Source organism: Chryseobacterium sp. CS2K3 (genome assembly GCF_059515185.1).
In genome coordinates this window covers 285,168-297,107 of the sequence record NZ_JCAKRW010000001.1, presented here as the reverse complement: position 1 = coordinate 297,107, position 11,940 = coordinate 285,168, and the positions used below count along the sequence as shown (strand labels likewise).

General features: G+C 35.6%; 11 protein-coding genes. 1 reads left to right on the top strand and 10 read right to left on the bottom strand.

The genetic code is table 11. From position 1 onward, the window contains the following. Window positions 1–26: 26 nt before the first annotated feature. The 4 genes from AC5YGG_RS01375 to AC5YGG_RS01360 all read right to left on the bottom strand — a co-directional run bounded on the left by AC5YGG_RS01375 (window position 27) and on the right by AC5YGG_RS01360 (window position 3,487). Window positions 27–389, bottom strand: a complete 363-nt coding sequence (locus tag AC5YGG_RS01375; protein ID WP_496142625.1) for a hypothetical protein — start codon at window positions 387–389, stop codon at window positions 27–29. A 19-nt stretch (window positions 390–408) separates the two neighbouring features. Further along, the gene (locus tag AC5YGG_RS01370; protein ID WP_496142624.1) at window positions 409–1,035 is read right to left on the bottom strand and encodes a hypothetical protein; all 627 of its coding nucleotides are present in this window, start codon (window positions 1,033–1,035) and stop codon (window positions 409–411) included. 78 nt (window positions 1,036–1,113) lie between these two features. Then, the gene (locus AC5YGG_RS01365; protein ID WP_002982671.1) at window positions 1,114–1,800 is read right to left on the bottom strand and encodes a response regulator transcription factor; all 687 of its coding nucleotides are present in this window, start codon (window positions 1,798–1,800) and stop codon (window positions 1,114–1,116) included. A 148-nt stretch (window positions 1,801–1,948) separates the two neighbouring features. Then, the gene (locus AC5YGG_RS01360) at window positions 1,949–3,487 is read right to left on the bottom strand and encodes a sensor histidine kinase (protein WP_496142623.1); all 1,539 of its coding nucleotides are present in this window, start codon (window positions 3,485–3,487) and stop codon (window positions 1,949–1,951) included. A gap of 201 nt (window positions 3,488–3,688) precedes the next feature. On the opposite strand from AC5YGG_RS01360, the gene AC5YGG_RS01355 reads away from it, so the two are divergent. After that, on the top strand, window positions 3,689–4,186 hold the full coding sequence (locus AC5YGG_RS01355) for an SRPBCC family protein (RefSeq protein WP_496142622.1): 498 nt from the start codon (window positions 3,689–3,691) through the stop codon (window positions 4,184–4,186). A 118-nt stretch (window positions 4,187–4,304) separates the two neighbouring features. On the opposite strand, the gene AC5YGG_RS01350 is transcribed toward AC5YGG_RS01355, so the two are convergent. The 6 genes from AC5YGG_RS01350 to AC5YGG_RS01325 form a co-directional block, all read right to left on the bottom strand. Continuing rightward, entirely contained in the window at window positions 4,305–5,132 is an 828-nt protein-coding gene (locus AC5YGG_RS01350) for a hypothetical protein (RefSeq protein ID WP_496142621.1), read from the bottom strand. Between the two features lies 1 nt (window position 5,133). Beyond that, window positions 5,134–5,973, bottom strand: coding sequence for a phage tail-like protein (locus tag AC5YGG_RS01345; protein ID WP_496142620.1), 840 nt, complete (start codon window positions 5,971–5,973; stop codon window positions 5,134–5,136). Window position 5,974: 1 nt separating this feature from the next. Next, on the bottom strand, window positions 5,975–6,862 hold the full coding sequence (locus tag AC5YGG_RS01340; RefSeq protein WP_496142619.1) for a hypothetical protein: 888 nt from the start codon (window positions 6,860–6,862) through the stop codon (window positions 5,975–5,977). A 550-nt stretch (window positions 6,863–7,412) separates the two neighbouring features. Next, window positions 7,413–7,751 (bottom strand): hypothetical protein, encoded by a 339-nt coding sequence (locus tag AC5YGG_RS01335; RefSeq protein WP_065400144.1) that lies wholly within the window; start codon window positions 7,749–7,751, stop codon window positions 7,413–7,415. Window positions 7,752–7,808: 57 nt separating this feature from the next. After that, window positions 7,809–9,854 carry a S9 family peptidase gene (locus AC5YGG_RS01330; RefSeq protein WP_496142618.1) on the bottom strand — a complete coding sequence of 682 codons (2,046 nt, stop codon included), beginning with the start codon at window positions 9,852–9,854 and terminating at the stop codon, window positions 7,809–7,811. A gap of 127 nt (window positions 9,855–9,981) precedes the next feature. Further along, window positions 9,982–11,925, bottom strand: a complete 1,944-nt coding sequence (locus AC5YGG_RS01325) for a T9SS type A sorting domain-containing protein (protein WP_496142617.1) — start codon at window positions 11,923–11,925, stop codon at window positions 9,982–9,984. Window positions 11,926–11,940: the final 15 nt, after the last annotated feature.

Here is an 11,940-nt window from a genome sequence, read left to right as displayed (position 1 = left end):
AGCATAATGAACGCACCAAGTCTTAATTAACCTATCTTAGGCGGTTGCCAGATTTCCTTTAAACGATCCGAAAGATGCGGAGCAGAGTATTGAAACTGTGGATTCTTATTCTTTTTGTAATAAGAAAGTTCCAGTCTTAGATTCTTTGAAAACGGAGTCTCAATAAAAGTATAGCAGGCGATACATGAAGAGCAGCAGTCATCATTGCACGATGATTGTTTAGAATTATCTTTGCCTTCTTTTTTTGAGGAATGATTTTTACAGCAGTCACTCTTTTTGGATTCTGCTTTACAGCATGTTTCCTGCATAGATTGAGCGTAGAAGCTATCCTTAGGAACTAAGAAAATTCCCAGACAAAATACTATTGCAAGTATGTGAAACAGCTTCATAACTGCAAAATTACAAAATTTATAGCAATGGATCACCAACTTTTATAGCACAGTTGTGCCAAGGTTCTCCATGAGCAGGGTTTAATTTGGGTTTTTCACCCTTTGCAATATTCTGATTTGCCGGTTGCGAAGCCGGAGTTGTCTGTACTATATTCTGAGCCGGAGCAGGTGTAGGCGCGGCTTTACTGTTTAGAGGTTGCCCTACAGGAATATCACATCGGTGTCCTGGCTGTCCGTGAGGAGGATTCATTCCTGGAGCAGTTTTAGCCAGTCTTTCATTATTGGCAGCGACTAGATTTGCGGGTACAGTGCTTGGGTCTACCTGAATTACATTTTTATTACCTGTACTGACATTTTGGGGTGCAGGAGCAGGCTGACTGTTCAGAGGTTGCCCTACAGGGATATCACATCGGTGCCCTGGCTGTCCATGCGGAGGATTCATCCCTGGTGCGGTTGCCATAGGTGCTGGAGTGGTGCTGGATTTAATTCCTGCCTGATCCATCAATGATGTTTTAGGAGTATTGTTTATAGCTACTGCGGGTTGCTGAGAACCTGCTTCTTCTTTTATATAAGTTGCTCTTTCATCCTTTTTACAAGAGACCGTTAATAATGATACAGTGATCAAACCTATAAATGTATTCTTCATATCCATTGGTATGAAACAAAATTAGCAAAACATTTTCAATTGTTTTGCTAATTTTATATTTATAATACGATTTTTAGATTAATTTTTTACCAGAAGTCTAAATCCTTCTCCGTGAACGTTGATGATTTCCAATCCTTCGTCATCTTTTAATAATTTACGAAGCTTAGCAATATAAACGTCCATACTTCTTGCCGTGAAGTAATTTTCTTTCTTCCAGATCTTTCTTAAGGCAAGATCTCTTGGCATGAAATCGTTTCTGTGGATACAAAGAAGCTTTAATAATTCGTTTTCTTTTGGGGAAAGCTTATATTCTTTATCACCTACTTTCAGCTGTCTCAGCATAGAATCAAAGAAAATATTGCTGATTTTGAACTGCTCCTGTTCTTCATTTTCAAGCGTAGAGCTTCTTTGAAGAATAGCTTTGATCTTATATAAAAGAAGTTCAGTATCGAATGGTTTGGTGATATAATCGTCAGCTCCTAACTGATATCCTTTCAGAATGTCTTCTCTCATATTTCTTGCTGTAAGGAATATGATAGGTGTATTTTTATCAATTTTTTTTACGTCTTCAGCTAATGAAAACCCATCTTTCTTAGGCATCATTACGTCAAATATACAGATGTCGAACTCATTTTCTGTAAATTCTTTAAGTCCTTGTTCTCCGTCTGTTGCAAGGGTAACTTCAAAATTATTGATTGTTAAATAATCTTTAAGCACCGCTCCGAAACTCTGATCGTCCTCTACTAATAATATTCTGTTGCTCATAACTTTTACTAATTAAAAATTAACAATTAAGAATGAACTTACTCACTCTCTCTCTTCTTATATTTTGTTATTTGGTTTCTTATTTATAATTAATGACGGTAAAGAATGTTTTCATTTTATTCAATACTTATCACCATTACTTATGCTTTTAGCCCATTGGAAGTTTAATTGTAAATGTACTTCCGTTTCCTTTATGGGAATCTACAATAATCTGTCCTTTATGTAATTCTACAATCTTTTTAACATAGGAAAGACCTAATCCCTGTCCTTTTACATTATGAATGTTCCCGGTTTCTTCCCTAAAGAACTTTTCAAAGATCTTGGTCTTGTTCTGGGTTTCCATTCCCATTCCTTTATCTGAAATTTCGATTACATACCAATGCCCTTCGTTTCTTGTTTCCACATGAATTTCCGGTGCTTCAGGAGAATACTTGTTTGCATTATCCAAAAGGTTAACCAGCATATTTGAGATGTGGAACTCATCTATTTTAAAATTATAATGAGTCGCATTGAATTTCTGGGTAAGGGATCCGTTTCTCTGCTGTACAATCAGGTTGAAAGATTCAGTAGTTCTTTGGATCAATTCTCTTACATTGGTTTCTTTCAGGAATAGCTCTACTTCATTTCTTTCAAGCTTAGACATGTTCAGAACATTTTCCACCTGCTTTTTCATTCTCAGGTTTTCCTGTTTGATCAATTCTGAATAATATTTTACCTTATCAGGATTGGTTGCGATCTTGTCGTTTGCCAGGGAATCCGTTGCTACAGAAATGGTTGCCAATGGAGTTTTAAATTCATGAGACATATTGTTGATGAAATCTGTCTTTACTTCAGCCAGCTTTTTCTGCCTCATCATATAATTAATAGAAATAATATAGATTCCTAAAATCGTTAATAATGAAAGGAAGGTTCCCAGAAGCATTGGCCAGTTGTTCATTGCTAAAGAGTATTCTTTTTTAGGGAAAACCAGAGCAAGATTGTATAAAGTGTTGTACTTTTTATCCGTGAAAAGGGGATAGCTGTAAGTATTGCTGTCTTTTTTCTCTTTATAAGCTTTATTAGCAATGCTGGTCAGTTTATTATTCTTATCAATAATTCCGTACCCGAATTTTGCTGTAATTCCTCTGATTTTTAGCTCTTTTGTAATAACTGAATCAAGCGTGGCAGGATTTACTCTTTGAGCGATAGGAAGATTGTTGCCATATACCTTTACGAATTCTTTCACCGCATAATCTCCGGTTTCAATATCCTGATTGATGTCTGAGGTAAGAATTTCACGGCTGGTAGTGTCTCTTTTTATTTTGTATGCTGCTTCATCCGTGTATAAAGTTGTAAGCTTTACAGAATCACCTTTTTTAGAGATGGGAAGCTGCGCATTGGAAATAATATTCTTAGAATAGATGATTTGTCTTTGAGTACCGGAATCTTCTACCTGCTGAATTGTTGTAAGTGAAGGATTTTTGCTGTTGGCAAGAATGGTACTTCTGTTGTCTTTGGTAAGGTATTTATCAGCTTCAATTTCCTCGACGGTTTTTGATGTGTTTTCTAAAACAGAATAAACTTTATTAGAAAAATCCTGTTCCAGTACACCGTAATACCCTTTCAGCCAATAAAATTGGAGCGTAACGAAGACAATCAGTGAGATCGTCATAAACACCGAAATTATTGGGATGAATTTATTATTCATTATTTAAATTATATATGTTTTGGAAAAATGAATGTTAAAATTAATTGTTTTAAGATTACATAAACAAAAAACGAGCCAAAAAATTATGTTTTTTTTCTTAAAAGAGTCTTTTTTAACAATTATTTATGAATTAATAATTACTTGTCATATGAAAAGTCCTTTCAGTAAATAAAACGGTAACTTTATTAAAAATAATTACTTATGGAATCTAATATCGTTTTCAACAAAGATTTTGACTCAGACAGTGTATATGTGATGAAAATTTACAAAGCTGATGTTTCAACAGTATGGAACTATTTTACGCAATCCGGATTGTTAGATCAATGGTGGGGACCAAGACCGTGGAAATGTGAAACAGTAAAACAGGATTTTAAAGAAGGAGGGATATGGCATTATGCTATGGTAGGTCCTAATGGCGAAAAATCTTATTCCCAATCTAAGTACGGGGAAATTATGGAACACAGAAGTTTTGACTGGATGAGCTCTTTCTGTGATGAGAATGGAAATATTAACAAAGATTTCCCCAGTTCCAACTGGTTATTTGGTTTTACAGGAGTGGAAGAAGGCACAAAAGTAACCGTGAATATTCATTACCAATCACAGGATATTATGAAAAAAATGCTGGATATGGGATTTGAAGAAGGTTTCAAAATGGGACTGAATCAATTGGAAGAAATTCTAGAGAATTTGGATAAATGATGTCATTGAACAGCTGAAAAGAGAGAAGAAAGCAATGACGAAATTAATTTTGTATTATAGTAGAACAGAGTGCTCTAATGGAACACTCTGTTTTTTATTGCTTATTTTATTATTGAAGCTACAGCTTTTCTATACTGATAAAAGTTCCGTCTGTGGGAACAATTTTGTAATTATCAGCCACAGTAAGGATAGAAACCCCTCCCGATACCTGTACTTTCAGCTGGTCACCTTTGTCAAACATGGCAAGAAACTCCATGGTTCCGACTCTGTTGGCTCCGGCTGTAATTAAAATGGCTTCGTTCAAAGAAACATCATTTCTTGCAAGTACATTTCCATTCTTTAATGCTCGGAAAGAAATCACTGGCGGGCTTACGTGTATCCCTGAGCTTTTTACCTTTAAACTAATAAGAACTTTATAAAATCCGGATTCTTTGAAGGTGAAATTATTAAAGTTTCCATTGACAGTTCCTTGAGGATCAATAATTCCCAGCTTGTCCGAATCTAAAGTATTATTATAAAAGCCAAAAGGAACATCCTTTTCACCACAACCGATAAGAACACATGTTACCGATGGAAAGTCATTTTCTGCTGTTGCCGGGTTCATGCTGGCTCTTGTGGTTCTTCCTCCATTTTCATAGAAGGTAGGCTTCCACTTTTCTCCATCATATACAACCGCTCTTTTAATGTCTTTTTGGTAAAAGATCATTCCCTGCATGGTAGAATCGTCATCGAAATGATCGGCTTGGCTGGCATTATAAAGCGGCAGTTCTGTTTCGTTGTTTACTGTGGGAATCATCATTCCTTTGGACTTGGAATCATTATCTTCTTTATTGACCACACTAAACATAGAGTTTGTGCTTGGATTGTTGCTGTCACCCACGATCACCTGAGCAAAGGCTATCTGGGCTGAAAGCAAAAATGTTGTTAAGTATATTTTTCTGATCATCTTAGTTTAATTTTTCTATATATAAAAATGTGTCTTTATCACTCATTTTAAAAGTAACTCCAGCGCCTACATTCAGCCCGCTATCAGCCTGAATTCCTCCTCTCAATCGGATTTTATCGCCTGATTTAAGAAATTTTGTGGTAGAAAAGCTGTTGATGGAGTTTGAGCTTCCGGCTGTGACTAATAATCCATATAATAAGAAACTGTTTTCATGAATTTTTTGCCAACCGTCTCCCGGAGCACTTGCATATAAAGCCTGAAGTGAGATAATGGTAGCGGCATTTCCTACTGAAAGACCTCCTGCGTTACTCGATTTTACTGAAGGGTTGATTCTGTAGAAACCGTCTGAAGGGATTGTGATCTCTCCATCTGTATTGACTGTTAATCCTAAGTTGTTGACATTATTTCTGTCAGGATTATTTAATATTTGAAACTGTAGGGTAGGGCGTCCCGTTATCCCAAGTACATTGGCAACGGTCACATCTGCGGAACCTGATCCAAGGATGCTTAGATTTCTATAATTTTTTATACTTTTTTCCGTAGCTGCAATCCATCTGTATCCGTCATATTTTACAACATCTTTTATTTCTTTACTGTAAAATATCAACCCGTTATCTTCTGGCTTATTTTCGTATAAGTCTGGCTGGGATGCATTATAATGAGGCAGCTCTGTGTGATTTTCAACACGTGGGAGCATGATTCCTTTTGTATTATTTTCTACTTGTAATATTGCTCTTGGATGCACTGTTTCAGGTCTGTTTCCGATCTTCACCTGAGCAAAAGCCATATGGGTTATAGCGGTTACAATAAATGCGTTTAGTGTAATGGTTCTCTTTATCATCTTAATCACTTACTTTGGTAAACATTATTTCTCTTGGATAGTATTGGGCAATATTCGTATTGGAAGCTGCAGTAAGGGTAATTGCTACCGAAACTGTTGCTAATGGCGAATGTATTCTAGAAACGATATAATCTCCGGCATTTAAACGAATTCTGGTCGTTGTGAATGCTGCCGTATTGGTATCCCCTCCAATTCCAAGAATACCATAATAATCAGGAAAGAATGTGCTGAGCTTTATTTCACTGTGAGTTCCGTTACTTTGTTTAAGATAAGCTCTCAGCTGATACTGAGGACCACTTGTTAATGAAACTGCACCGCCTGTTTTTGAAGGTACATTTAAGTAGATGTCATAAACACCAGGTTCATTGATGACAAATTTAGCATTGTCATAGCTTCTGTCAACATAGGCACCTCCACCCGGAACTACTACTGTTTCTCTTGTAATGTTTAGATTGTTGTAAGATTGCTGTCCGTCTACCGGAGCACCGAAACTAAGCCCTACATGTCGCCCGCAGCCAAGTAGCACACAAACTACACTGGTCTCTTCATTGGCAGTTGCCAAAAATCTGGACTGCTTCATTTTAAAGTCAGCGGCGGTAGGTTCATTGTTCCATTTGGCTCCATCATACGAGTAGAAGGTAGCATGGGTTTTTTCGAACATCATCATTCCTGTCATCTCACCATCGGCAGCAGATGGGTTGTATAAAGGAAGATTATCCGGTTTGGATACTTCAGGAAGCATCATGCCGAGATTCTTTCCTTCATAATTACCGTCTATCTGTAAAATGGCTTTGTTGTGAATTTCAACGGTAGGGTTTTTTGAAATACCTACTTGTGAAAAAGCCAAATTAAAAATGAGCAACATCAAAGAAGTGTTAATTTTTTTCATGGTTGATTTCTATTTAAATTTTAATCTGTTTTATGCAGAAGAATTTTTATCGAAATACATAGTTTTTTCAGTTTTTAGTTTTTTTATGTTTTTTCAAATCTTTCTTCGCCAGTTCACAGAATGAACTGGGATTTCATTTGGTTTGTCGTTTTTTTCCAGGCTTATACATTGGTGTAAGCCTGGAGAAATTGACCATAATATTCTGAGGGAAATCGACCAAAGTAACTGGTCAAAAGAACGTGGTCTGGAAAAGGCTAAAAATACAAATCTAATATGGTATCAGCCAACCAATTTGTGAAATATCCTGTGTGGTAAATTGAATGTTAGAAAAATAAAATGATAAGGCGCTGGGTCTGAATTGGTTTAAAATTTTAATTATTTATTTAATTTTAAAATATATTTTTCTATGTCTGATTATTTGTGTTTTTAAAAAAAAGAGATAAGTGTGCCCCTATCTCTTTTTTATATGTAAAATGCTTTTTTTATTTTATTTTTTGATAATTAAGCTAAGTTTTCATTATCAAATTTTCAAATTTGAACAGTTTAAACTTTAGATTAATTCTTCCTCCTGAAAGTACTGAATAATCGCTTTTTTCATAAGCAAAGTCTGCTCATTAGGTCTTAATTCAGGAAGTTCTTCCAGTTTTTCGAACTGAGGCCATCCGTCTTCATAGTGTGTGAATTTATAATATCCAAACGGTTCTAGCAATCTGCATACTGCAATATGGATGAGATTTACTTTGTCATCTTTTGTATATTTCTGCTGTCCACTTCCCAATTCCTGTAATCCTATTAAAAACAATAGGGTTTCAATGGGAGGATTTTTTTCAGTCTGGAAATTATCTTCAAAGAACTGTTCTATTTTTTTCCAGTATTCCGATTCATTCATATCTTGATATTTGTCACTTTTTATCATGACGATATATATTTAAAAATTATTGTTTACTTAGCTCTTCTGATCAATCTTCAAAAGAAATGCGTATTCCAGTGCATCTTCCTTCAAAGATTCAAATCTTCCGCTTGCACCCCCGTGTCCGGAGCTCATATCGGTTTTAAAGACCAGAATATTGTCATTCGTTTTTAATTCTCTAAGCTTTGCTGTCCATTTTGCAGGCTCCCAATACTGTACCTGAGAATCATGGAATCCTGTGGTGATCAGCATATGCGGATAGTCTTTTGCCTGAACATTGTCGTATGGAGAATATTCTTTCATATAGTAATAATATTCCTCATCATTTGGATTTCCCCATTCATCATACTCTCCGGTTGTTAAAGGAATAGTATCGTCTAGCATGGTAGAAACCACATCCACAAAAGGAACCTGAGCTACTATTCCGTTGAATAGTTGAGGCTCATAGTTGACAACCGCTCCTACCAGAAGTCCGCCTGCACTGCCACCCATAGCGTACATATGTTCAGATGAAGTATAATTTTCTTTTACTAAAAATTTTCCGGCATCAATAAAATCGAAGAACGTATTTTTCTTGAATAGCATTTTTCCATCTTCATACCATTCTCTTCCAAGATATTCCCCGCCTCGGATATGAGCGATAGCATAGATAAATCCTCGATCCAGAATAGATAATCTTACGTTTGAAAAACTTGCATCTACAGTATGCCCGTAACTTCCATATCCATATAAAAGGAGAGGAGTGTCAGCTGATTTTTGTGTGTCTTTATGATATACCAAAGATATAGGAATTTTAGTTTCTCCATCTCTGGAATCTGCCCATATTCTTTCTGAAATGTAATTTTCAGGAATAAATTTTCCGCCAAGAACCTCCTGTTGCTTCAGAAGTTTGGTGGTTTTATTTTTCATATCATATTCATAAGTAGAGCTTGGCTGTGTCAAAGAAGTATAGCCATATCGTAAAACTTCAGTTTCGAATTCCAGATTGATTCCTATATAAGCGGTATACGTAGGATCTGAGAAAGGAAGATAATAAGATTCTTTTGTTTTTTCATCAATGATCTTGATTTGTAAAAGACCTCTTTCTCTTTCCTCAAGAACAAGATAATCTTTGAATATCTCAAAACCTTCCAGCAGAACTTCGGCACGATGAGGAATTACATCTACCCAGTTTTCCATGCTGCAGTTATCAATCTTCGTTTTAACGATTTTAAAGTTGATAGCATCATCAGCATTCGTAATAATGTAGAATTCATCTTCGTAATGTTCCACAGAATACTCAAGATCATCAATTCTTGGCTGGATGATTACCCAATCTGCAAAAACATTATCTGCCGGAATAAAACGGTGCTCGTCTGAGATGGTACTTGAGCTTGCAATGAAAATGTATTTTAAAGATTTTGTTTTAAAAACATTTACATCAAATGTTTCGTCTTCTTCATGGAAAATCAGGACATCTTCAGAAGAATCGGTTCCAAGCTTGTGTCTGTAAACCTGGAATGCACGAAGGCTTTTGTCTTTTCTGATATAAAAAATATGCTGATTGTCATTAGCCCAGACTACTTTACCTGTTGTATTAAGAATTTTATCGGTAAGAATTTCTCCTGTCTTTAGATTCTTAAAATTTAAGGTATAGATTCGTCTTCCTACATTGTCTGATGAAAAAGAGGCTAGCTCATTATTAGGGCTTACTGCCACACTTCCCACTTCAAAGAAAGTTTCCCCTTCTGCTAGAATATTAACATCAAGTAAAATTTCTTCCTGATTATCCAGGCTTTTATGCTTTCTGCAGAAAATAGGATATTCTTTTCCTGCCTCATAGCGTACAATATACCAGTATTCATTAAAAAAATAAGGTAAAGACTCATCATCCTTTTTGTAACGGGCTTTCATTTCTTCGAATAGCTCTTCCTGAAGCTCTTCAGTATCTTTCATGATGAATTCTTCATAAGCATTTTCTTCTTCAAGATATTTAATGACTTCAGGGTTTTCCCTTTCATTAAGCCAGAAGTAATTATCAATCCTTCTGTCCCCGTGAGTTTCTAATATTTTCTCTATTTTTTTTGCCTGTGGAGCTTTCATCCGATATTTTTAGTTATTTACGCTTCTGAACTTTACAGAGACGTTTTATTTTATATTAATTCTTGTTCAAATATAAGAAAGGCTGTCAAATTTTTGACAGCCTTTTCATTATTATTGAATGACAGTGTTATTTTTTGATGGTTTTAATTGTTTTTATACTTCCGTCTTTCATTTTTAAAGTAACTAAATAAAGTCCTCCTTTTAAATCTCCCAGATAAAGAGAAGATGATGGTTTTTCTATAGTTTTTATTTTTCTTCCCGAAGTATCTGTAATGAAAATAGAGTTTACCTCAGAAATATTAGAAATAGTAAGCATATCATGGAAAGGATTAGGAAATGCTGTGAGCTCTTTCTTATTTTTGGAAATCTCGTGAGTAGATAATATAGAATCATCGTATGCCGAAATTAAAAATTCTCCATTATGGCTATAGGGATTGTGTTTCCACACACTTATATATAATGTAGTGCCCGGAATCTGAGATGTTAAAGATATAGAAGGATAAAGGTCATGTACACATTCAATTTCATTTAAAGAATTACAGTCTCCATTATATACGGTGATTAGCGGATTATAAAATGGTGAGTTGGGAAGGTTAATTGTTTCTATTTTAAGATTTCCACTCGTTGGAACAATAACTTTAAACCAAACATTGTCTTTTTCTTCTGAATTACAACTAGGTAAAGAACCATCAGTACTGGCATCTACATTAGTGGAAATAATTGATCCTGAATCAAAATCAGTTCCTACTGTTAGAAGTTGTGCCCCAGAGCAGTTGTCATTAGAAGGAGGAACGGGATCGTAAGCAGAAATTTGAAATTCTGTGTCTTCACTATCCTGATCTTTTTTCCATACACTGATATATATCGTTGTGCCTGGTGCTTGCCCTGTTAGTAATATGGATTGGTCATTATCTGTACTACAGCCTATTTCAACAAGAGAATCACAAGTACCGGTATAAACGCTAATAGTTGGGTTGTCGAAATAATATCCGGAAGTATTTTGGGTTTTTATTTTTAACTGACCACTTTGTGGGATTATTGCGGTGAACCAAATATTATTAATAGCATAAGAATTGCATGAAGGTGGAATGCCGTCACTTGTCGCATCAAAATTATGAGTAGTAATTGCTCCTGAATCGAAATCATTTCCTACTGTTAAAGGTTGTGCCTGTGAGCAATCATCATTTACAGGAGGTATAGGATCATAAGCTGAAATTTGAAACTCTCCATCCTCTGTATAAGAATCTTCTTTTGATGCGCTTATGTAGATGACTGAACCAGGTGTTTGCCCTATTAATGTTATTGTTGAATTCGCATTGGTATTACAATCAATCTCTGTTAAAGAATCACAGGTGCCATTATAAGCAGTAAGGGTAATTCCGTAAAGTGATGAATCAGTTGTGCTTAATGTACTTATTTTAAGATTTCCACTCTGAGGGACTACTGCAGTAAACCAAATATTACTTATTGCTTCTGATGCACATGAAGGAGTAGGACCATCAGTTGTTGCGCCGGTATTGTCTACCGTAATTGCTCCCGTTGCAAAATCTGTTCCTACATTCAGAGATTTGGCTTCCGAGCAGTTATCATTAGAGGGGGGAAGAGGATCATAAGCCGAAATTTGGAAATCGCCATCACTTATTTCAGAATCATATTTCCATACACTTATATATAAAATAGCTCCTGGAGTTTGTCCTGTTAATTTGATTTTTGAAAGACTATTTTCATTACTGTAATTTTCATCATTACAGCCAGCTTGATTTAAAGATCCACAGGTTCCATTATATATAGTAATTACCGAATCGTCAAATGCAGAGTTAGCTGCTGTACGCGTTTCTATAGTAATGTTTCCGCTTTGTGGCACTACTGCTGTAAACCATACGTTATTTACGGCATTTGTGGCACAGGAAGGAGGTTCTCCATCAGTGGTAGCACCTGAATTATTGAAAGTGGCTGCTACTGATGTGAAGTCTGTTCCTACATTCAGAGGGATGGCTTCCGAGCAATTGTCGTTTTGAGCATTAGCCAGAACAATGGTGAATAAAAATAAACAAAATAATAATTTTCTCATACTAAAGTTTTTTTT